The following is a 25,241-nucleotide window of genomic DNA, read 5'->3' on the forward strand; positions in this document are numbered from 1 at the left end:
CGAGAAAAATAACTATAGAATATGAAAAGTAATAGATTAGAAGAGCTAACACAAAATTATGAAGCTCTTATCAACCGAAAAAATGAGATATGTAACAATAGCAACGGTATATATAAACGTTACTACCACCCTGTATTAACAGCAGAACATGCACCACTCATCTGGAAGTATGATTTTGATGAAAAACAAAACCCATTCATGGAAGAAAGAATTGGTATCAACGCTGTAATGAATACGGGAGCCATCAAGATCAATCATAAATACTATCTTGTGGCGCGTGTGGAAGGAGCAGACCGAAAATCATTCTTTGCAGTAGCAGAAAGTAATAGTCCCGTAGACGGATTTCGTTTTTGGGATTATCCGATAGAAATGCCGGAGACAGACATTCCTGATACCAATATGTACGATATGCGCCTGACCGCACATGAAGATGGATGGATTTATGGCATTTTTTGTGCGGAACGCAAAGATACAAACGCTCCAGCCGGTGATTTATCTTCCGCAGTAGCCGTTGCAGGTATTGCACGAACAAAAGACCTGAAAACATGGCAACGCTTGCCGGATCTGAAATCTCCGAGCCAGCAACGTAACGTAGTGCTTCATCCGGAATTTGTGAATGGGAAGTATGCCCTGTATACCCGCCCTCAAGATGGTTTTATTGACGCCGGCAATGGAGGAGGTATCGGATGGGCACTCATAGATGACATCTGTCATGCCGAAATAAAAGAGGAAAAAATCATCAATAAACGGTTTTATCATACGATCAAGGAGGTAAAAAATGGAGAAGGGCCACACCCCATTAAAACTCCACAAGGATGGTTACATTTAGCACATGGTGTAAGAGGATGCGCAGCCGGATTACGCTATGTATTATACTTATACATGACTTCTTTAGAAGATCCGACAGAAATTATAGCTGAACCTGCAGGTTATTTCATGGCCCCTATAGGAGAAGAAAGAATCGGTGATGTATCGAATGTATTATTCTCAAACGGATGGATTGAAGATGATAACGGAAAAATTTATATCTATTATGCGTCTTCGGACACCCGTCTTCATGTAGCCGAATCAACAGTAAGCCAGCTTGTAGATTATTGTCTGCACACACCAACCGACGGTTTCCGTTCTATAGAATCTGTAAAGCGGATCATTACTATGGTAAACCACAATAAACAATACCTGAAACAATAAATACATCACCATGGAAAACATAAAACTAAGAGAAAAAATCGGGTATGGATTAGGAGATGCTGCTTCTTCCATGTTTTGGAAGTTATTCACAATGTATCTGCTATTCTTCTACACAGACGTGGTAGGTATCTCTTCGGCAGTGGTAGGAACAATGTTCCTTATCACACGCATTTGGGACACTTTCCTCGATCCGTTTGTCGGAATATTAGGCGACCGGACAAACTCACGCTGGGGTAAATTCCGCCCCTACCTACTATGGATAGCCATACCATTCGGCATCTGTGGTATACTGACCTTCTCATCTTTTGGAGATAACATGACTACCAAAATAATATTTGCCTATGCCACATATACCCTTATGATGATGGTATATTCATTAATCAATGTTCCGTACGCATCTCTATTAGGAGTAATGTCTGCCAATCCACAAGTACGCACAGAGTTCTCCTCCTACCGCATGACATTTGCTTTTGGAGGAAGTATTCTGGTACTATTCCTCATTGAGCCACTGGTTGATATATTCAGTAAAATGAAGATAACGGAAAATATACCTGACATCGCTTTCGGCTGGCAGATGGCTGCAGTCGTATTTGCGATTATGGCTAGTGGAATGTTTTTATTAACTTTTCTATGGACAAAAGAAAGAGTGCAGCCCATAAAGGAAGAAAAAGGATCACTGAAAGAAGATCTGAAAGATCTGGGCAGAAACAAACCCTGGTGGATTCTTTTATGCGCAGGAATCATGGCATTAGTGTTCAATTCTCTTCGTGACGGTTCTGCTGTATTCTATTTCAAATATTATGTAGACAGCTCCGATACATTCTCTTTCTCATTCATGAATAGTGCCATTACTCTAATCACGATCTACTTGGTATTAGGACAAGCCGCCAATATCCTCGGAATCATGTTTGTGCCATCACTCACCAAAAGAATCGGTAAAAAGAAAACTTATTTTGTAGCAATGGTTGGCGCTACCATTCTAAGTGTTTTATTCTACTTCCTTCCTAAAGATTTTATCTGGGGAATTCTTTGTTTACAGGTCTTAATAAGTATCTGTGCGGGTATTATTTCTCCTTTATTATGGTCTATGTATGCAGATATATCAGACTATTCCGAATGGAAAACCGGAAGACGGGCAACCGGCCTGATATTCTCTTCTTCGTCCATGTCTCAAAAGTTCGGTTGGACAATCGGAGGTGCTTTGACCGGATGGCTACTGGCCTATTTCGGTTTCAAAGCAAATGTAATCCAATCCGACTTTGCTCAAACCGGCATTTGTATGATGATGAGTATCTTCCCGGCAATTGCCACCATGCTATCAGCATTCTTCATTTCACGTTATCCGTTAAATGAAAAAAGATTATATGAAATATCAACAGAACTCGAAGAGAGAAGAAAAAAGTAAATTCATCACTAACCAACTAACCAATATGGCTCATATTCCAATTCGGTCCTATTTATATTTACTATTGGGTACAACCCTATTCTCATGTGCACCTCAAGAGCTAAAAACGCCATTTGAATTAAAATGTGAGAATATACCCGTTCCTGTAGGAGTAGATACTCAAACTCCCAGACTCTCCTGGAAACTTCCGCTACTAGAGGAAGATAGTATCAACAGAGTTGAGATATGGCTATCAACAGACAGTACTCAATTATCAGACAGACAGTCTGGTTATTGGAACAAATCCATCATAGGAGCTCCCATAAGAGTCTCCTATGATGGACAACCATTAGATTCATATACAACGTATTATTGGAAAATAGGCTATCAAACCTCTTCCAAACAGAAAACTACATTTTCTCCAATATCCTCCTTCACGACAGGATGTTTATCACCCGACAACTGGAAAGGGAAATGGATTACTGACAAACATGACATCACATACCGTTCGGCACCCTATTATAGAAAGAACTTCCAATTAGACAAAACAATCGAGCAAGCCTTACTCACTATTGCATCGGCAGGCCTGCATGAGCTCTCAGTCAACGGGCAACGGGCAGGAAATCATTTCCTGGACCCTATGTATACACATTTCGACAAACGTATATTATCAGTCACTCATGATGTTACGTCATTACTATCTCTGGGTGAAAATGTAATAGGAGTACAACTGGGGAACGGCTGGTATAATCATCAATCCACAGCAGTATGGTTTTTCGACAAGGCTTCATGGAGAAACCGCCCTAAATTCACAGCACAACTCCATCTGCGTTACACAGATGGAACAACAGAATATCTGGGTACTGACTCAACCTGGCAAACAACTGACAGCCCGGTTATTTTCAACAGCATCTATACAGCCGAGCATTATGATGCACAGAAAGAATTAGCAGGCTGGGACTCCCCCGGATTCAACGCTACCGGATGGTATCATGCACAAGAAACCGAATCGCCTACGGAAACGATCAAATCACAAGTTATGCATCCGATTCGTGAAACGGCCCGCTATACAGCAACTCAATGTAAAAAAATAAATGACAGCTGCTACGTCTATCATTTCCCCCAAAACATTGCAGGTGTCACCGAGCTAAAAGTGAAAGGGAAAAAAGGAACAAAACTGCACCTGAAACACGGGGAACTTTTAGACAAAAACGGTATGGTAAACATGGCAAATATAGATTATCACTACCGGCCGACAGACGACAGCGATCCTTTTCAAACAGACATCGTCATACTTAGCGGAAAGCAAGATAGATTCATGCCCAAATTCAACTACAAAGGTTTTCAGTTTGTAGAAGTCTCATCATCTGCCCCTATTCAATTATCCGACGAAAATCTTGTTGCAGTAGAAATGCACAGTGATGTTCCGGCCATCGGCTACTGGTCTTCGTCATCCGAGCTGCTAAACAAAATATGGAAAGCCACTAACAGTTCCTATTTAGCCAACTTGTTCGGTTACCCGACTGACTGCCCTCAACGGGAAAAGAATGGCTGGACAGGAGATGCACATATTGCCATAGAAACAGGATTATACAATTTCGATGGTATCTCTATATATGAGAAATGGATGAACGACTTCTATGATGAACAAAAAGGCAACGGAGTCCTCCCGTGTATCATCCCAACTTCTGTATGGGGCTATGATTGGGCCAACGGGGTCGACTGGACGAGTGCTGTCGCCATTATCCCCTGGGAAATTTATCGATTTTACGGAGATGCCACATTACTCCGCCACATGTACGGACCAATCAAAAAATATGTCTCCTATATAGAATCCATATCAACCAATCATCTTACAGACTGGGGACTGGGCGACTGGGTACCTGTACGCTCAAAAAGCAATACAACCTTGACTTCCTCTATCTATTATTATACGGACGTCTGTATTCTGGCCAAAGCAGCCAAACTTTTCGGATATACCGAAGATGCCTCCTATTATAACACGCTGGCACAAAAAATAAAAGAGGCTATCAACACCAGTTTTCTCAATAAAGAAACAGGAATATATGCAGAGGGGACACAGACAGAACTTGCCATGCCATTATATTGGGGAATCGTTCCGGAAGAAGATAAAAAGAAAGTTGCTGCCAAACTACATGAATTGGTAGAAAAAGACGATTATCATCTGGACGTCGGTTTATTAGGAAGCAAGGCTATACTTTCCGCCCTGTCAGATAACGAATATGCGGAAACAGCTTACAAAGTCGCATCACAAGACACCTATCCTTCTTGGGGGTACTGGATCAAACAAGGCGCTACAACTCTACATGAAAATTGGCGGACAGATGTTGTTATCGACAACTCATATAACCATATTATGTTCGGAGAAATAGGAGCATGGCTATACAAAGGACTGGGAGGAATTCAGATCGATGAAAAACATCCCGGATTCAAGCATATTTTGCTAAAACCTTTCTTTCCGGCAGACATGGATGAACTTACCATACGTTATAATACTCCCTATGGCTGGTTAAATATCAACTGGATTCGTCAAACTAATGACTGCATCCGTTATACAATCGATATTCCGGCAGGCACTTCTGCAACATTTATTCCTTTTACGATGCCAGAATCCCAAAAATCTATAACTTTACAAGCCGGGAAACATTCACTTGAACTTGATTTTATTCACCAATTAATCAATCAATGATAACTATGTACAAAAGAATCACCTTATTCACATTCATTTGCCTGCTCGCTTTAGCAGGAATAGCCCAAAATAAAGACACTTATACCATTTTATTATCCGGAGCATCTTTTGCCGAACCTAACAATAAGTGGTTTGAAATGGGATGTCGTGCCCTTCACGCCATCCCCATCAATCGGGCTGTAAGTGCAGAATCTATTGCTCACACTGCAAATAAAATGCTGGACGGCACTCTCTATACCCCGGAAGAGTTCGATAACATTGATGTATTCGTCTTGATGCAAGTACATGAAAAAGACGTATATAACGAAGCAAACTTAAAAGAGAACTACAAGGATTATAAAACTCCTTTTGATGCTTCCGACTATGCCGTTTGCTATGATTATGTCATCAAGCGCTACATATCAGACTGTTATAACCAGAAATTCAATCCAAAATCCAGATATTACAACACTCCTTATGGGAAACCTGCTTCTATTGTCTTATGTACTCATTGGCATGACAGTCGTCCGATATTCAACACTTCGGTCCGAAAACTGGCAGAAAAATGGGGATTCCCAGTAGTTGAATTCGACAGATACATCGGATTCTCCAAAAACCAGAAACATCCGGTTACAGGAAAACAATATAGCCTAATTTACACTGGGGATTCACAAGAGACTCATGGAGAAGTATTTGGATGGCATCCGCCACATGGAGAACATTCATTTATTCAACAACGCATGGCTGCAATCTTTGCCGATACGCTTCGTAAGATATTGCTTCCCAAAGAATATATTAATGAATAATCACCAAATACTCATCGGATGAAAAAACTTCTATCATTAACAGTTTGCTTGTTATTTGTCCTATCACAAATAATGGCACAGCTTTCCGTACCTTCTTTCTTTTCAGACCACATGGTGCTGCAACGTGAGAAGCCAATCAATATATGGGGAACTGCCAGTGCCGGTGAGCGAATTAGCGTAACATTAGGAAATGCTCAAAAGAGTACCCGAACCGATAAAAATGGGAAATGGTCAGTCAGCCTACCTCCTATGCAAGCCGGTGGACCGTATACTCTAAATGTAAAAAGCCCCAAGCAGACTTTATCATTTACAGATATTTTAATCGGTGAAGTATGGATCTGTAGCGGACAGTCAAATATGGAGTTTCGTCTGCGTAGCGCTAATCATGCTACCGAAGAAGTCGCAGCTGCCAATTACCCTCAAATCCGTTCATTCAACGTAACTCAAGAAATGGGACACACTCCTAAAACCGACTTAAAAGGTAAATGGGAAGTGTGTTCGCCCGCCTCCGCTTCTGATTTTTCAGCTGTCGGCTATTTCTTTGCGCGTGAATTATACCAAAAACTCAATATTCCTATCGGATTCATCAACTCCTCATGGGGTGGTACGGACATCGAAACCTGGATGAGCATGGAAGTGATAGAGCATTTCCCGAAATATGAAAAATCATTAGCCCGTATGCGCTCTTCTGAATTCGAAGAATACATCAAGCACAGTGACAAAGTCAAAAAAGAATTCGAACAAGCCATCATAAACGAACCGGGAGAAAAAGAGAAATGGTATTTAGAAAATACCCCTACAGAAAACTGGAAGGAACATATTGTTCCGTCATTATGGTCAAATGAAGAGTTATCCGGTATAGATGGAGTTGTATGGTTTACTTATCAGTTTTCCATACCGGCCAATTGTTTAGGACAGGATGCAGAATTGAGTCTCGGTACTATCGATGACGATGACATTACCTGGGTTAACGGACATGAAGTAGGACGAACGGTAGGATATGACCTGAAACGTCTATATAAGATTCCGACAGAAGTATTAAAGGAACAGAATACCATCACTATTAAAATATCCGACTATCGTGGAGGAGGCGGTCTATATGGTCCTAAAGATGAAGTATACCTGAAAGTCAACAACCGAATTTTCCCTTTGTGTGATAATTGGAAGTATAAAGTTGCAGTATCGAGTGCACAATATGATTATGTAGAATATGGTCCTAACGCTTTTCCCTCTTTGCTGTTCAACGCAATGATTCATCCGCTGGTAGGTTTGGGGATGAAAGGGGTAATCTGGTATCAGGGAGAAAACAATGCCGCCCGCGCCAACGAATACATTGATTTATTTCCGGCTTTAATTAAAGACTGGAGAAGCAGATGGAATAACGAATTCCCATTCTATTGGGTTCAATTAGCAAACTTCATGTCTCCGGCCAAGCAGCCTTCCGAGAGCCATTGGGCCAACCTGAGGGATGCACAGTCGAAGACACTGGTCTTACCACATACAGGACAGGCCGTCATTATAGACATCGGGGAAGAAAATGACATACATCCCCGCAACAAACAAGATGTAGGTAAACGACTTGCTTTGCATGCTCTCCACAATGATTACGGATATAACTCTATTGTTTGCACCGGCCCGATATTCCAGTCAGTAAAAAGAACCGGAGATGCACTAGAGATCACCTTTGACACTTGTGATGAGCAACTAGTAGCTCGTAATAAATATGGCTATTTATCAGGATTCGCCATTGCCGGCACAGATGGAAAATACCAATGGGCACAGGCTAAAATCGAGAATAATAAAGTAATAGTATGGAATAAGAAAATACAGCAGCCGGTCTCTGTACGATATGCTTGGGGAGATAATCCCGACGATGCTAACTTATACAACGCAGCCGGTTTACCAGCCTCTCCTTTCGAAGGACACATCAACCAATAAACGGCCTACGAAAAAACAGAAAAAGAATACCGGCAATGAATGTATGATCATCATTTCCGGTATTTTTCATATTTACAGTCCACTCCCTAATCGTCCAGAGACTATATTTTCTCTTTCCGCAACGTTGTAATTTAAAGATTATCACGTATCTTTGCCTCCTCAAATCATAAATACGAGATATGGCTATTACAATCAAGAAAGTCTCCACAAAGAGAGAACTTAAGAAATTTATCCGTTTCAATTACAGAATGTACAAGGGCAACCCATATTCTGTGCCCGACCTCTATGACGACATGCTCAACACCTTCAACAAAAAGAAAAACGCAGCATTCGAATTCTGTGAAGCAGATTATTTCCTCGCATACCGGGACGATAAAATAGTAGGACGTGTAGCTGCAATCATCAACAACCAGGCGAACGAGAAGTGGAAATGTAAAAACGTTCGTTTCGGATGGATAGACTTCATCGACGATCCCGAAGTATCATCCGCACTCATCAAAACGGTGGAAGAATGGGGAAAAGAACGAGGCATGACTCACATTGCCGGCCCTCTCGGATTTACTGATTTCGATGCAGAAGGAATGTTAGTTGAAGGATTCGACCAACTTAGCACCATGGCCACTATCTACAACTACCCGTACTACCCCGTACACATGGAAAAGTTAGGCTTTGAAAAAGACGCCGACTGGGTAGAATACAAGATATACATACCGGATGCCATTCCCGACAAGCATAAACGTATCTCCGAACTGATCCAACGTAAATACAACCTCAAGATAAAGAAATATACTTCCGGAAGAAAGATAGCCAAAGACTACGGACAGAAGATTTTCGAACTGATGAACGAAGCATACAGTCCACTTTATGGTTATTCTCCATTGACACAGCGGCAAATCAACCAATACGTGAAAATGTATCTGCCGATCCTCGACTTACGGATGGTTACACTGATTACTGATGCCAATGACGAACTGGTCTGTGTAGGTATCTCCATGCCATCTCTCGCCGAGGCTTTACAGAAATCAAACGGGCGTCTGTTGCCACTCGGATGGTTCTATCTGTTAAAGGCATTATTTATGAAACGCCGTGCCAAAATGCTTGATCTGCTACTCGTTGCAGTGAAACCGGAATATCAAAATAAAGGTGTTAACGCTTTGTTATTTTCCGATTTAATTCCTGTTTATCAAAAATTAGGTTTTATCTTTGCGGAAAGCAACCCCGAACTGGAACTGAACGGAAAAGTTCAGGCACAATGGGATTACTTTGAGACTCAACAACATAAGCGCCGCCGTGCGTTCATCAAAGAGATAAAATAAAAAACAGCTATGGAAGAGAACGAATTGATACCTGTAGACAACAACAATGCAGTAGAGTACACTGACGACAACATCCGTCACCTAAGTGACATGGAACATGTACGCACACGCCCCGGTATGTATATCGGAAGGCTGGGCGACGGTGCACATGCCGAAGACGGAATCTATGTCCTCCTGAAAGAAGTAATTGACAACAGTATTGACGAGTTCAAAATGCAAGCCGGTAAGAAAATCGAGATTACCGTTGAAGAAAACCTTCGTGTCAGCGTACGCGACTATGGACGAGGCATCCCACAGGGAAAACTCATCGAAGCCGTCAGCATGTTGAACACTGGTGGTAAGTACGACAGCAAGGCATTTAAAAAAAGTGTCGGACTAAACGGTGTCGGTGTGAAAGCCGTCAACGCCTTGAGCTCCTGTTTTGAGGTACGCAGTTACCGCGACGGTAAAGTACGTATCGCCACTTTCTCAAAAGGAAACCTGCTGACCGACGAGATACAAAATACCGAAGAAGAAAACGGAACTTACATCTTCTTCGAACCGGATAATACATTATTCCTGAATTACAGTTTCAAGCCTGAATTTATTGAGACAATGCTACGTAACTACACGTACCTCAATACAGGGCTTGCCATTATCTATAACGGGCACCGTATTCTGTCGCGCAACGGTCTGGTAGACCTTTTGAATGACAACATGACGGCAACCGGACTTTACCCGATCATCCACCTGAAAGGGGAGGACATCGAAATCGCCTTCACGCATACCGGACAATACGGAGAAGAATATTACTCCTTTGTCAACGGTCAGCATACCACCCAAGGAGGTACACATCAGAGTGCTTTCAAAGAACACATCGCCCGCACCATCAAGGAGTTCTTCAACAAGAACATGGACTATACCGACATTCGTAACGGACTGGTTGCTGCCATTGCCGTCAATGTGGAAGAGCCTATCTTTGAGAGTCAGACGAAAACGAAGCTGGGTTCTACCAATATGGTTCCCGGCGGAGTGACAGTCAACAAGTATGTAGGTGATTTTATCAAACAGGAAGTGGACAACTTCTTGCACAAGAATGCAGATATAGCCGAAGCAATACAACAAAAGATACAAGAATCCGAGAAAGAGCGTAAAGCCATTGCAGGTGTAACTAAACTTGCCCGTGAGCGTGCAAAGAAGGCAAACCTGCACAACCGCAAATTGCGTGACTGCCGCATACACCTCAACGACCCGAAAGGAAAAGGACTGGAAGAAGACTCCTGCATCTTTATCACTGAGGGAGATTCTGCAAGTGGTTCCATCACCAAAAGTCGTGATGTAAACACCCAGGCAGTGTTCAGTCTCCGTGGTAAACCGTTGAACTCTTTCGGACTGACGAAGAAAGTGGTTTATGAAAATGAGGAATTTAACTTGCTTCAAGCAGCTTTAAATATAGAAGATGGAATTGAAGGACTGCGCTACAACAAAGTCATCGTAGCAACTGATGCCGACGTGGATGGTATGCATATCCGCCTACTATTGATTACCTTCTTCCTGCAATTCTTCCCCGATCTTATTAAAAAAGGACATGTACATATTCTGCAAACGCCTTTGTTTCGTGTACGCAACAAGAAAAAAACAATCTATTGCTACAGTGAAGAAGAGCGCGTTAACGCAATTAACGAGCTAAGCCCGAATCCGGAGATTACCCGATTCAAAGGTTTAGGTGAAATTTCACCGGACGAGTTCAAGCATTTTATCGGTAAGGATATGCGCCTGGAACAAGTGACCTTGCGCAAAACGGACGCAGTAAAAGAACTACTTGAATTCTACATGGGTAAAAACACCATGGAACGACAGAACTTTATTATAGACAATCTGGTTATAGAAGAAGATTTGGCATCATGAGAAAAGCAATATTCCCGGGTACTTTTGACCCCTTCACCATCGGACATTACTCGGTAGTGGAACGTGCACTCACCTTTATGGACGAAATCGTGATAGGAATTGGTATCAATGAAAACAAGAATACATACTTTCCCATTGAGAAAAGAGAGGAAATGATTCGGGAACTTTACAAGGATGAGCCTCGTATAAAAGTGATGTCTTACGACTGTCTGACCATTGATTTTGCGCAGGAAGTAGGGGCCAGATTCATTGTCCGCGGCATCCGTACGGTGAAAGATTTCGAGTATGAAGAAACAATTGCAGACATCAACCGCAAACTGGCGGGTATTGAAACCATCCTGCTCTTCACGGAACCGGAACTGACTTGCGTCAGCTCGACGATTGTACGCGAACTATTGACTTATAATAAAGACATCAGCCAGTTTATTCCCAAAGGCATGAAAATGAGTGAATAACACTCGGCAGGAATAGATGGCGAAACTAAAAAGATGATGAAGAAACTAACTATTATACTATCCGTTTGCTTGTGGACAATTGCCGCACAAGCCCAGAACTTCGGTTCTGAAGCCATGCGTAAGCTACAAATGGCAGAGTTCGCAATCTCCAATTTCTATGTGGACAAAGTAGATGAAGACAAGTTGGTGGAAGAAGCCATCATCAAGATGCTGGCACAACTCGACCCGCACTCTACTTATTCGGACGCAGAAGAAGTGAAGAAAATGAACGAACCTCTTCAAGGTAACTTCGAAGGTATTGGAGTTCAGTTTCAGATGATCGAAGATACCCTGTTAGTAGTGCAACCCGTCAGCAACGGACCTTCCGAGAAAGTCGGCATCCTTGCCGGTGACCGTATCGTTGCGGTCAATGACAGCACCATTGCCGGAGTGAAAATGAGTACGGAAGATATTATGAAGCGTCTTCGTGGTCCGAAAGGCTCTAAAGTCAACCTGACTATTGTTCGTCGTGGCGTACAGGATCCTTTATTGTTTACAGTAAAAAGAGATAAAATACCTATCCTTAGCCTCGATGCTTCTTACATGATTCAACCAAAGACAGGTTATATCCGCATCAACCGTTTCGGGGCAACTACTGCCGAAGAATTCAAGAAAGCAATGACAAGCCTTCAGAAACAAGGTATGAAGGACCTGATTCTCGACCTGCAAGGAAACGGAGGAGGTTACCTGAACGCAGCTATCGACCTTGCCAACGAATTCCTGGGACAAAAGGAACTGATTGTCTACACGGAAGGACGGACTGCCAAACGCAGTGATTTCTACGCTAAAGGAAACGGAGATTTCCGTAATGGACGTCTTATTATTCTGGTAGATGAGTACACAGCCTCTGCCAGCGAAATTGTCAGTGGCGCAGTGCAAGATTGGGATAGAGGAATTATCGTAGGACGTCGCTCTTTCGGCAAAGGATTGGTGCAACGTCCTATCGACCTGCCGGACGGTTCCATGATTCGTTTGACTATTGCACGCTATTATACTCCATCGGGACGTTCCATCCAGAAACCGTACGACAGTACTGTCGATTACAACAAGGACCTGATAGAACGTTTCAACCACGGCGAACTGATGAATGCTGACAGCATCCACTTCCCGGATTCGCTGAAAGTACAAACCAAGAAACTGGGACGTACTGTCTATGGCGGAGGCGGTATCATGCCGGATTACTTCGTTCCCATCGACACTACTCTTTATACAGATTATCACCGTAATCTGGTTGCTAAAGGAGCCGTGATTAAATTCACCATGCAGTTTATCGAAGGACACCGGAAAGAGTTGAAAAACAAATACAAGAAGTTCGAATCGTTTGATGAGAAGTTTGTTGTCGATGATGATATGCTCGCCACTTTAAAGGAAATCGGTGAGAAAGAAGGGGTGAAATTCAATGAAGAGCAATATCAGAAGTCGCTTCCTCTTATCAAGACGCAACTTAAAGCACTGATAGCCCGTGACCTTTGGGATATGAATGAATATTTCCGGGTAATGAATACCACCAATGAGAGTATACAAAAAGCGCTGGAAATACTGAATTCGGACGAATATCAGAAGAAATTAAAATAAAATAGCAAAATAAGTAGAATAAACCGTACCCGAACAGGCACCCTTGTTGTAGTATAAGTAAAATCATTAAAACCAAAGTATGATACGACAGTTTGATTTTACTTGGACAACAATCTGGTTGTTATTGATCGGGTACGGTTTATTTTTTATCTCTCTCCCTGCACAGGCACAAACAGGAGCGAAGAGAATCTCATTAGAGTTGAAAGACAAAGCCTTGCCTGATGCGCTGAAACTAATTGAAAAAGCAGGTGGGAAAAGTATTCTCTTTACCTACAACGGAACCGAAAGTTATCGTGTGACAATGAGCATACGCGAAAAGACAGAGCGGGAAACCATTGATCTGGTATTGAGTGGGAAACCCTTCATCTGCATGGAGCGGGAAGACTATTTTGTTGTACAACAACACAAGTCGGACAAAGCCATTGCGGTAGAAGGAAAAGTGTATGATGAGAAAGGAATTCCCCTCCCTTTCGTCAATGTACTTGCTCTTGCTGCCGATTCCAGTTTCCTCGCGGGAAGCGTAACGGAGGAAGACGGTTCCTTTCGCCTGCCACCCATAGCCGGAGAGGATTGCCTATTGAAGGCTACTTTTGTAGGCTACTCTCCGCAAGTAGTTCCCTGCCGGCATACAAACATCATCCGCCTCCAGCCTGACGCGAAATTACTGAAAGAAGTGGTTGTCACCGCCTCACGCCCATTGATAGAACGCAAGGACGGAATATTGACGGCTAATATCATCGGCACTCCCCTTTCGCTGATGGGATCGGCAAACGAGATGATTTCACATCTTCCCTTTGTCACAGGTTCGGAGGGGGATTTTTCTGTTATAGGAAGAGGCACACCAGACATCTACATCAATGGACGTAAAGTGAGAGACAACACCGAGTTGAATCGTCTCCAAGCTAACGAAATACTATCAGCGGAAATCATTACTACACCGGGTGTACAGTATAGTTCCTCTGTGAAAGCCGTCATCCGCCTCCGCACCATCCGTAAACGTGGACAAGGAATGAGCGGTAACTTCTACACTGACTACTCACAAGGGCGGGTAGCCAACGGCACGGAAGGTATATCATTAAACTACCGTACCGGCGGACTGGACATTTTTCTAAAAGGAGATTTTGCGGAGATTAACAACCATAGTACAAGTATAATAAACCGTGAGGTTCACGCCTCTTCAGACTGGAACCAACAGACGGAAGCCCAAAATAAAGGCAACTACAATACCTTCAATGGAGAAGTGGGATTCAATTACGAGGTTAACGATCACCAGTCATTCGGCGTGCGTTATACACCGGGCACAAATATTGGCAACTCCCATTCCGTCACAGAAGGTAATACGCTCATTCTCCAAAATGGCAAAGAAACCGACAATCTACACTCCCGCCAGGAAACCAATGCCCACACCGGCTGGTGGCAGGGAGCCAACGGATACTACAACAGTACACACGGAAAATGGAATATCGACTTCAATGCCGACTACGTATATGGGCGTGACCGTATACAACAATATGCAGAAAATAATGGTATTGAGGACGCCACATCAAGCAACCGTGTACGCAATCGCCTCTATGCCGCCAAACTTCTTATTACCGCTCCACTGTGGAAAGGCAAGCTCTGCTTCGGCACAGAAGAGACATTTACCAACCGTCACGACATCTTCCTCCAAAACGGTTTTTCTGCCGATGCTGACGACCGCATCAAACAGACCATGATTTCCGGTTTCGCAGATTATAACCTGCCATTAGGTAAGTTCAATATTTCGGCAGGGCTACGCTATGAATTCCAAAAGACAGACTACTACGAGAAAGGGATCCACCAGAAAGAGCAAAGCCCCACGTATCGACACTGGATACCGGTTGTTGGCATCGCATACACTCCCGGAGACTGGTCTTTCAGCCTTTCTTACCGGACAATAAAATACAGCCCTAGTTACGAGATGCTCACCAGTGCCATCACGTATCAGAACAAATATGCCTACCGCAGTGGAGATCCGTTTCTCGTCCCTCAAATACACCGCAATATTTCTCTGGATGGTGGATGGAAATGGGTTAACTTCAGTCTTTTTTATGACCATACTTGGGATATGTACACCAGTTATACCAAGCCTTATGACGATGTAAACCATCCGGGCGTACTGTTATTCAGCATGGCAAGTATCCCGCATACCAACCAATATGGAGGTGCTATCGTTCTTTCGCCCCAAATAAGTATTTGGCAGCCGCAACTGACAAGCGGCATTAACTGGTACGATTCACACGCAGCTCCCATAAACATCACCCAGCATTGGAACGAACCCGTATTCTATTTTAGTTTAGATAATAACTTCAGCTTTCCCCGCGGCTGGTTCTTTAATATAAAAGGCACCTTGCAAACCGGTGCCAAACAAAGTTATGCCATCAGACATACCGCAGGAAGAGTAGATGCCCAACTGACAAAATCATTCCTGAAAGATCAGTCGTTAAAAGTATCGGTAACCGCTAAAGACATCTTTCATACAGCCTACAGATACTTTACCATTTATGGCGACCGGACGTTCAGTTCCAATCGCGATTATTCGGACCAGCAACGTCTGGGCATCCGGTTAAGTTACCAATTCAACGCCACAAAGAGCAAATATAAAGGAACCGGAGCCGGAGAAAGCGAAAAATCACGTCTATAGGTTTGCAACCCGAAAGAGAAACGTTACTTTTGCCATCTCTGATGCACATAAACAGATGATGCTGATATATTAAAACGAATGATACTCCTGTTTCATAAAAACCACACGAAGGAAGAGGCCTTCAAACAACTATTCACGGAAATGTATCCGCGATTGGTGCGTTATGCCACACAGCTCACCGGAGACAGGGAGGAGGCACGCGACATCGTAAGCGAAGCAATGGAACAGGCATGGAAGCATTTCGACCGACTGGACAAGAACGACTGTGGCGGTTGGCTCTACACCATAGTCCGCAACACCAGCCTTAACCACCTGAAGCACCGCATGGTGGAGCAAGACAACTTGACAGCTCTGTACGAAGCCACACAGGCAGACGTAGAAAGCAACTATAAAGAACACGAAGCATTGCTACAAAAGGCAGAAGCTATCGCACATCGTTTGCCAGAGCCAACCTGCACGGTGCTACGGCTATGCTATTATGAGCGCCTTACTTATCGGGAAGCCGCCCTACGTCTCGGCATCAGTCCCGACACAGTAAAGAAACATATATCCAAGGCATTGCGCATACTGCGCGAAGCCATGAACAAGTAAGAAGGAGGAATCAATATGGAAGAAAAGAAAAAACGTAATGAAGTGAAAGAACAGGAAACTTTCTCATTCCCGGAAGATACCGAAACGCGCCGTCTACAAAATATTTTTGGAGAAGCATTGGGTGACTTCCCGTTGCCGGAAGAGGTTCAGTCAGAGTGGAACACATTTATACAAAAGCAAAAAGAGAAAAGAAAAAAACTTTATCTCCGGATATGGCTCTCCGGCAGTGTAGCGGCAGCCATCATCCTCATCCTCTTGCTTTGGTCGCCTTGGCAGCAAACGGAAACCGAAATATCCGGAATTGAAATCTTCGCTTCTCTCAAAGCTCCTGAACGTATCACAACCACAAAGGAAAACGGACGAATTATCGTCTCCACTCCGCCAAGCACGTTGACCCACATCACGCTGGAAGACGGTAGTCATGTTATATTAGGTGCCAACAGCCGTTTTGAATATCCGGAGAAGTTTACTTCACCGGACAAACGTATGGTTAGCCTCACCGGAGAAGCCCGCTTTGAAGTTACCAAGGACATCAGTCGTCCCTTCATTGTTACTGCCGGGAAAATACAGACACGAGTACTAGGCACAGTGTTCGACGTGAACGCCTATCCCGCCAGCCTCCCAGCTGTGACCTTATACGAAGGATGCGTGCAATTGACTGATACCGTTTCTACTTCCAGCCGGAAAATGTCACCCGGACAACATGCCCGGTTAGCGGCAAACGGCGACATACTTCTCTCCAAAGTCTCTTGGAGAAAGGAAGAAGGGTGGACACAGGGAGAGTTCTATTTTGACAACATCCCCATGAAGGAAGTCTTACAAGAGATAGGCACATGGTACAACATCAGCATTATTTGCCATTCAGCCAGTCTCCTGCAAGAACGGATTCATTTTCGTTTTAGCCGGAACGTTCCGGTAGGAGATCTGTTGGCAGCGCTGAATGACTTGGGGATCGCAGAGTTTCAATATAAGGAGAAACGAATTATTGTAAAATAACGTCTCACACTGAAACTGATTCATTACTAATCTGAAGTATACTCAAATGTCACTGCATTGCGGATGTCAGCAGAAGAGGCGGCAATATAAGCTTTAAACTTCCCTGGTTCCACGATCCAGGCATGCTGCTTATCATCAAAGAACTTCAGCACTTCCGGCTTTATCGTAAACTTCACTTCTTTTTCTTCATTCGGAAGAAGTTGTACCTTCCGGAAATCTTTCAATTCCTTAACCGGACGGAGAACACTACACTCTTCGTCACCAATATATAGTTGAACAATCTCTTTCCCTATTACTTTTCCTGTATTCTTAACCTTCACGAGAATATCTATACTACCATCAGCATTCATTGTTTTAGCCGACACCACAAGTTTACCATACTCAAAGGTAGTATAACTCATGCCATAGCCAAAAGGAAAGAGTGGCTGCACCTTCTTCGTATCATACCAGCGATAGCCAACCAAAATATCTTCTTTATATTCCTGGCGGATGCTATCGCCCGGATAACTGATTTCTCCAAAGAAATGTGTCGGACAATCCTTCAGTTTCACCGGATAAGAGAAAGGCAGTTTACCACTGGGAGTCACATCTCCACTCAACACATCAGCTAGCGCCTCTCCACCAACAGAACCTAAATACCATGACTGGACAATAGAAGGAATCTCCTTCACCCAAGGCATTTCCACCGCATTTCCGCTGACAATCACCGCTATCAGGTTTTTATTTACCTTCAATAAAGCTTCTATCAACTCATTCTGGGCAAAAGGAAGTTCGTACGATAAACGGTCTCCACCCTCACAATCTTGAAAATGATTCTTATTCAATCCACCTACAAAAATCACTAAATCCGAGTTCATCGCTTTTTCCACCGCATCATTACGCAAAGAATCCACAATAACCTGCGGAATGACATCCGCCCGACCGTACATCGGACGACCGCTTGTGTAACCTTGTGCATAAACTACATTATCACCAAACTTGGCCTTTATACCGTCCAATGGTGAAATCACTCTCTGAACTTTTAATTCTGAAGATCCACCGCCTAACATCAAATTACGGGTAGCATTATCTCCCACCACTAAAATACGTTTGTATTTTCCTTGGGATATAGGCAATAAAGAAGGCTGTTTCCCGCCAGTTCCATTTTTCAACAAGACAATCCCCTCTGTTGCAACCTCATAAGCCGTGCGATAGTGCTCTTCACTAGTCAGTGCCCCAAACGGCTTCCCGCGATTCATAGCTGTACGGAAAATCAAACGTAGCACACGTTCAGCCTTATCATTCACTACTTCCATCGGAATTTTACCTTCCCGAACCATTTTCAGATAAGACTTGCCCAAGTAATAATCATCATAACCGAATTCCGATTCCGAAGTCAAACCATTCGTATAAGATCCCATTTCAATATCCAAGCCATACATGGCAGCTTCATAAGTGTCATGCGCAGCTCCCCAGTCCGTTATGACACAACCGTCGAATTTCCATTCTCCTTTCAGTATATCATTATTCAATAGCTTGTGATGAGTAGCATGGGTCCCACGCACCTTATTATATGCTCCCATAACAGACCAGACCTTACCTCTTTCTACGGCAGCCTTAAAGGCAGGCAGATATATTTCATACAGAGCACGGTCACTTAGCTGCACATCAATATGTCCCCGCCATAACTCCTGATTATTCAGCGCATAATGCTTCACACAAGCAGCTACTCCATTCTTCTGCACTCCCTGAATATAGGGAACACAAAGTTCCGAAGCTAAATAAGGATCTTCTCCCAGATATTCAAAGTTACGTCCATTGAGTGGGGTACGATAGATATTCACACCCGGTCCCAGCAAAACATCCTTTTCACGATAACGGGCTTCCTCCCCAATAGCGGTTCCATACTTCTCCGCTAACAGAGGATTCCAACTGGCAGCCAGACAGGTCAGCGCAGGAAAGGCTGTGCAACTGTCATTAGTCCATCCTGCATATCCCCAATCGTTCCAGTTAATTTCGGCACGTACACCGTGAGGTCCGTCACTCATCCAAAGTTCAGGAATACCCAAACGGGGACAACCTGGAGAGCTGAACTTTCCCTGTGCATAGCTAAGACGAGTTTTTTCCTCTACGGTCATACGGTTCAAAGCATCCCGCACTCTAACCTCCATCGGTTGTGTATCATCAAGATAAACCGGTGTTTGTTTCTTATCCTGGGCAATCATCTTCGTACCTGCCCCAACAGACAGGAAACATATAGTCAATAAAAACAGTCTCATTATCAAATTATCATTTACAGTTTACAATTCTTTCGCCGAGATCTTTACCACAGCTCGCCGAAGCCCCTCTGAAGTAGCTGTTAGCTCTGCTTTTCCCGGTTTTCCATCATTCTGAATTACAACAAGGCATTTTCCATAAAATGCTTTCCTCTTTTCATCCTTAAAGCGTTCCATCGATATCGGGTTTCCGTTGTCCACCCCTGCGATAAAGGCATTACCTTTTACTGTGAAACTCACTAAATTATCAGCATTAGGGCAAAGATTTCCTTTCTTATCCAACACCTCCACAGTGATAAAACACAAATCTTTTCCATCAGCAGTAAGAACAGAACAATCAGGAGTCAGACGAATTTCTGCAGGTTTTCCGGCTGTCCTGATTTCCTTTTCCGCCACTACCTTACCACTTTTACGTGCAACAACCTTCACCACCCCCGGTTCAAACCTTACACGCCAAACTACATGCAGGTTATCGATATCCTTACACTTCACTCCTTGCGATTTTCCATTCACAAACAATTCCACTTCATCAGCCTGATTATAGTAACACCACATATCGATCTCCTGTCCCGGAGTCCAGTTCCAGTGCGGGAAAAGATGTAATACCTGTTTGTCCGTCCATTCCGATTGATACAGATAGTAGACATCTTTCGGGAAACCAGCCAGGTCAACAATACCAAAATACGAACTACGCGCAGGCCATCCGTAAGGAGTAGGTTCTCCGATATAATCAAATCCAGTCCATACATATTGTCCACTGATAAAATCATTGTCCCTGACTAATTTGAGGCTTTCCTCGTGAGTGTTTCCCCAAGGCACATGACAGTTTTCATAAGATGAACAGGCAAAAGTAGAATCGACAAAGGGCTTGTCCCAACGTTCGGGCCAGATAAACATCCGGTCGCTGGGCATACGGTAATATCCACGCGTCATCAATGCCGAATTACTTTCAGTAATGATAAACGGCTTGTCCGGGAAATTGGTCGGAGCATTGGGAATATCCTTGTTATGATAATTATAGCCAATCACATCCAATGCGCCGGAACGAAATAAATGGTTCCCGGAATTCGGCTCATTACATCCGGCAGTGACAGGACGGGTAGCATCGAGCTCCTTCACAAAATCCACCAGCTTCTTCGTCAGCAAAGAGTTGATACTTTCTTCTCCTTCTTTGGCCAACATATCAGAAGAATGTCCGAAATTCAAGATCAGATTAGCCTCTTCCAAACTCAACGTATCCGCTTTGGCATCACTCCACTGTTCCAGGACTTCATTACCGATACTCCACATAAAAACAGAAGGATGATTACGGTCACGCAAAATAAAATCATTCAAATCACGTTCATGCCATTCGTTGAAGTAACGTGCATAATCATGCGCCGTCTTTTTCTTCCGCCACATATCAAAAGCCTCATCCATCACGATAAACCCCATACGGTCACAGAGATCAAGCAATTCGGGTGCCGGAGGATTATGAGAACAACGTATGCCGTTACAACCCATTTCTTTCAGAATCTGCAATTGCCGTTCAATGGCACGTGCATTGACTGCCGCTCCCAGGCAGCCCAGGTCATGATGCATACACACACCGTTAATTTTTGTCTGTTTGCCGTTCAATATGAATCCTTTCCGTGCATCAAAATTGAATGTGCGAATACCAACAGGAGTAGTATACCTATCGATACATTCCTCGTTTCGCATCACTTTGGTAACCAGTGTATACAGATACGGAGTATCAATATCCCACAATTGAGGTTGCTTTACAGTCAGCTGCTGGGAAAAAACAACCTCCTTACCGGCTTCCGTTTTCCCAGTTGACCGGATTTCAGCAACTTCTCTGCCTTCAGCATCCTGCAAGGATGAACAGACTGCAACATTCTCGTTCGTATCACTTTCATTCACAAGGGTAGTAGCAAGATTCAGTACAGCCTGTTTTTCGTCAACTGACGATGTCGTGACATACGTCCCCCATCCGGCCACGTGTATCGGAGCGGTCTTACTTAGCCACACATTCCGGTAAATGCCACAACCTGAATACCATCGCGAATTAGGTTGCTCCGCATTATCCACACGTACAGCCAGTACATTCGGCTCATCCCATTTCAGATAAGAGGTCAGGTCATAACTGAAACTAATATATCCATAAGGACGTACTCCCAATGAAACACCATTGATAAATACCTCCGAGTTCATATATATTCCGTCAAACTCAATACGGAATATCTTTCCCGTATCGGCTTTATCCACGTTAAAGGTTTTGCGATACCAACCGACTCCCCCTGGAAGTGACCCTCCTCCTGTACCGGAAGGATTTTCCCTGCTGAAATCCCCCTCAATCGCCCAGTCGTGAGGTAAATTCAATACACGCCAGTCATTGTCGGCAAAACCGGGCTGTGCCGCTTGCAGTCCATCTCCTAAATGAAAACGCCAGTCTGCATTAAAGTCGGACCGCTCACGCGGAAATGCGGGGGAAGAGCTGCTACATGCTCCTAATAGTAGCAGACAACCTCCCAGTAGCAGGCAGCTCCCCAGTATCAAATATTTTAGTTTACCAATCATCATCAACGAATTATCATTCAGGCTACAGTTTCAATGTCTGTTTGCTGCCATTATACTTCACAGTCACCCCTTTCGCATTCAAATCAAACGGTTGGGCTTTTTCCTTATTGACCGTAATCACAGTAAAAGTCCGTTCTTTCAGCATACCCGGAAAGTCTCCCTGGCGTTCACCGATCACTAAAGTCTTGGTAGCTTCATCATACTTCATTGGTATCATGGCATACCTCCCTTGTTCATAGTTATAATTCACACCCTCATCTTCGTATAACGTAAACTCTCCATCCGCTCCCTGATAAATATACAAACGGATATGATCCGCCGGTTTTTCATCCGTATACTGAATATCATCTCCGAATGGTACGATAGCACCGGCACGCACATACAACGGAATACGCTCATAAGGAGCTTCTATTACCTTTCTCTCTCCTCCAGCCTGAAATTTGCCTGAATAAAAATCATACCAGCCTTCTGATTGAGGGAAATAAATTTCACGGCTGCGGTCACCATATCGATAAACAGGAGATACCATAAACGAAGGACCGAACATAAACTGGTCACCAATATTATTCACTTCGGCATCCGCTGTGAAATCCATAACTAAGGGACGCATGATCGTATAATCATCCAACCAGGTCATACCTGCCAACGAATAAATATACGGCATCATATTATAACGTAACCTGGTATAATACACAACCGACTGATAAGCCGGATGCCCTTCCGGCGCAATCTCCCATATTTCACGGAAAGGGTATTGCCCGTGTGCACGATATAAAGGCACAAACGCACCGAATTGATACCAGCGGGCATTCAACTCACGCCATTCTTTATAATCGGCGTTTTCCGTCTTTGTCGCATTCCATTGTTTCTGCCCTGCCACATAACGATTCTCTACACAAAAACCGCCAATATCCATTGTCCAATAAGGAATTCCACTCATCGCAAAATTCAACCCTGCAGAAATCTGCGCTTTCATATCTTCCCAACGTGTACCGATATCTCCACTCCATGTAGCCGTAGAATAACGCTGCAATCCGGCAAATCCCGAACGGGTCAATAAGAACACACGTTTGTTATTATCCACCCCGCGCTGACCGTCATAAATCGCTTCCGCATTCATCAGTGCATAAGCATTGAAGAATTCTGTTGAGGAACCTAATGCCGTAGGCCCGCACAAAGCCTTCCGATATTCCAAGTCTGTACAATCACGCACATTCGGTTCGCTGGCGTCCATCCACCAGGCATCTATACCCAACGGATAATAATGCTCATACATCTGTTTCCAAAACAATTTCCGTGCGTCGGGATCATAAGCATCATAAAAACCATAATGGTAACCGGGACCTACCCAATCTTTCAAGCTATCCCTGACAGACTGCTGATACATCCATCCATTCTCGTCGAATTCTTTGAAATGTTCAGTAGTAACATAGAACTTAGGCCATACCGAGATCATCATACGGCCATGCATAGCATGGATTGAATCGACCATTGCTTTCGGATCTGGAAAACGAGCCTTATCAAACTCGTGACTACCCCAGGCATTCTCCGGCCAGTGATTCCAATCCAGTACGATATTATCCAACGGAATTTTACGATCACGGAAACCTTTCAGTGCTCCCAACATTTCATCTTGTGTATTATACTTCTCCCGACTTTGCCAAAAACCCATTGCCCATTTCGGCATAACAGGTGACTTTCCGGTCAGAGTCCGATAGCCACTGATTACTTCATCCATATCCTCACCAACCACAAAATAATAATCAAGCTGCTTTGCCATCTCGCTCCACCATGACTGTTTCCCCTGTTCTGCCGGATCTACAGAAGTCAATGCCCGCAGCCCGCAATAAGACTGCCCGCCATCAGGCTGCCACTCGATTTTCAACGGCACACGCTTTCCTGCTTCCAAATGAGCAGCAAACTTATAACTATTAGGATTCCATGCAGTACGCCAACGTTCCGGCACAACCAGCTCATTATTCAAATAAACCTTGACATATCCTGCATAATAAAGAATAAACTTAAATTCTCCCGTTTGAGCAGGCTCTATCTCTCCTTCATAGGTGACGTTAGCTCCCATTAACGGCAGTTTCTTCGGAAGATTCTCAATCGTTTTCAGATTCTCGAAATAAATGGAATCTTCCCGACGAACCAGATTTTCTCCTTTTTTCGGTACATAAGTACCGGTAAGCGCCCCTTCCTGACCTGTCTTATCATAAAGTTTAAAGATACGGTTCAACTGGGAATAATCATTCGGATTACCGAAGCGGCACAACGAATAACTATCCAGTAGTATGCCATAATTTTTATTCGAAACAACAAACGGAACAGATACTTTCGTATTGTATTGGAACAATTCTTCATTCTTGCCCTTATAATTAAATTCATCCGCCTGATGCTGACCTAATCCGTAAAACGCCTCATCTTCGGGAGACTCAAATACCTGACAGATCGTATATCCTTTCGTCCCCTCCACTTCTATCGGAGTAAACTTCTTTCCTCCTCCCTTGTTTTCCTGTAGGATTAACTCTCCGTTTCGATCCGTAAACCACACTTCCCCGGTACTAATCAGTACGGATGCTTTTACTTCTTCAGTAGACACTGTAATCGTATCGCCATTCTGCACAACGGCAAAGGATGTTTGTTTTTCCTGCGGAACAACAATCAGACTTTGCGGATCGGCAAACTTGCTGTCGGCAGTGGCAGAAACACGGATTAACTTATCTCCCATCACTTGAAGGCGAACTAAACGAGGCCCTCCTATTTCTTTCTGTTGTACTTTAACTATCACACTATCACCTGTCTCTTCGTAGACCTTATTGGAACATGCTCCGAAAAGAAGTCCCGGTAACAGGCAACAGAAAATGTTTTTCATATTCATAATCATACCTACCTTTA

General features: G+C 43.7%; 15 protein-coding genes. 12 read left to right on the forward strand and 3 right to left on the reverse strand.

Annotated elements, in window-relative coordinates; translation table 11 throughout:
* The first annotated feature begins 21 nt into the window (after nt 1–21).
* From GD631_RS03790 to GD631_RS03845, 12 genes are all read left to right on the forward strand, one after another.
* Complete coding sequence (locus GD631_RS03790; RefSeq protein WP_004298408.1) at nt 22–1,191, forward strand: glycoside hydrolase family 130 protein; 1,170 nt, start codon at nt 22–24, stop codon at nt 1,189–1,191.
* Nucleotides 1,192–1,201: 10 nt separating this feature from the next.
* On the forward strand, nt 1,202–2,596 hold the full coding sequence (locus GD631_RS03795; RefSeq protein WP_004298410.1) for an MFS transporter: 1,395 nt from the start codon (nt 1,202–1,204) through the stop codon (nt 2,594–2,596).
* Nucleotides 2,556–5,285: an alpha-L-rhamnosidase gene (locus GD631_RS03800; protein WP_143258921.1), complete on the forward strand. Its 2,730-nt coding sequence runs from the start codon at nt 2,556–2,558 to the stop codon at nt 5,283–5,285. The genes GD631_RS03795 and GD631_RS03800 overlap by 41 nt, the downstream gene beginning before the upstream one ends.
* Nucleotides 5,286–5,290: 5 nt before the next feature.
* Complete coding sequence (locus GD631_RS03805; protein ID WP_004317074.1) at nt 5,291–6,070, forward strand: DUF5040 domain-containing protein; 780 nt, start codon at nt 5,291–5,293, stop codon at nt 6,068–6,070.
* Nucleotides 6,071–6,088: 18 nt separating this feature from the next.
* Nucleotides 6,089–8,008 carry a sialate O-acetylesterase gene (locus GD631_RS03810; protein ID WP_143258920.1) on the forward strand — a complete coding sequence of 640 codons (1,920 nt, stop codon included), beginning with the start codon at nt 6,089–6,091 and terminating at the stop codon, nt 8,006–8,008.
* Between the two features lie 179 nt (nt 8,009–8,187).
* Nucleotides 8,188–9,324: a GNAT family N-acetyltransferase gene (locus GD631_RS03815; RefSeq protein ID WP_143258919.1), complete on the forward strand. Its 1,137-nt coding sequence runs from the start codon at nt 8,188–8,190 to the stop codon at nt 9,322–9,324.
* A gap of 9 nt (nt 9,325–9,333) precedes the next feature.
* Nucleotides 9,334–11,211: a DNA topoisomerase IV subunit B gene (locus GD631_RS03820; RefSeq protein ID WP_143258918.1), complete on the forward strand. Its 1,878-nt coding sequence runs from the start codon at nt 9,334–9,336 to the stop codon at nt 11,209–11,211.
* Entirely contained in the window at nt 11,208–11,666 is a 459-nt protein-coding gene (coaD, locus tag GD631_RS03825; protein ID WP_143258917.1) for a pantetheine-phosphate adenylyltransferase, read from the forward strand. Before GD631_RS03820 ends, coaD begins: the two co-directional genes overlap by 4 nt.
* Before the next feature lie 36 nt (nt 11,667–11,702).
* Nucleotides 11,703–13,280 carry a S41 family peptidase gene (locus GD631_RS03830; protein WP_143258971.1) on the forward strand — a complete coding sequence of 526 codons (1,578 nt, stop codon included), beginning with the start codon at nt 11,703–11,705 and terminating at the stop codon, nt 13,278–13,280.
* 79 nt (nt 13,281–13,359) lie between these two features.
* On the forward strand, nt 13,360–15,942 hold the full coding sequence (locus GD631_RS03835; RefSeq protein ID WP_143258916.1) for an outer membrane beta-barrel family protein: 2,583 nt from the start codon (nt 13,360–13,362) through the stop codon (nt 15,940–15,942).
* A 78-nt stretch (nt 15,943–16,020) separates the two neighbouring features.
* Entirely contained in the window at nt 16,021–16,533 is a 513-nt protein-coding gene (locus GD631_RS03840) for an RNA polymerase sigma-70 factor (RefSeq protein ID WP_185911571.1), read from the forward strand.
* A 15-nt stretch (nt 16,534–16,548) separates the two neighbouring features.
* Nucleotides 16,549–17,529: a FecR family protein gene (locus GD631_RS03845; RefSeq protein ID WP_143258915.1), complete on the forward strand. Its 981-nt coding sequence runs from the start codon at nt 16,549–16,551 to the stop codon at nt 17,527–17,529.
* A 26-nt stretch (nt 17,530–17,555) separates the two neighbouring features.
* On the opposite strand, the gene GD631_RS03850 is transcribed toward GD631_RS03845, so the two are convergent.
* Genes GD631_RS03850 through GD631_RS03860 form a run of 3 tightly spaced genes read right to left on the reverse strand, consistent with a single transcriptional unit; the run spans nt 17,556 to nt 25,230 of the window.
* The gene (locus tag GD631_RS03850; RefSeq protein WP_143258914.1) at nt 17,556–19,787 is read right to left on the reverse strand and encodes a glycoside hydrolase family 3 C-terminal domain-containing protein; all 2,232 of its coding nucleotides are present in this window, start codon (nt 19,785–19,787) and stop codon (nt 17,556–17,558) included.
* Between the two features lie 21 nt (nt 19,788–19,808).
* Nucleotides 19,809–22,346: a glycoside hydrolase family 2 TIM barrel-domain containing protein gene (locus GD631_RS03855; RefSeq protein ID WP_143258913.1), complete on the reverse strand. Its 2,538-nt coding sequence runs from the start codon at nt 22,344–22,346 to the stop codon at nt 19,809–19,811.
* A 19-nt stretch (nt 22,347–22,365) separates the two neighbouring features.
* Nucleotides 22,366–25,230 (reverse strand): alpha-xylosidase BoGH31A, encoded by a 2,865-nt coding sequence (locus tag GD631_RS03860; RefSeq protein WP_185911572.1) that lies wholly within the window; start codon nt 25,228–25,230, stop codon nt 22,366–22,368.
* Nucleotides 25,231–25,241 lie beyond the last annotated feature (11 nt).

Source organism: Bacteroides luhongzhouii, assembly GCF_009193295.2.
Lineage (GTDB): Bacteria > Bacteroidota > Bacteroidia > Bacteroidales > Bacteroidaceae > Bacteroides > Bacteroides luhongzhouii.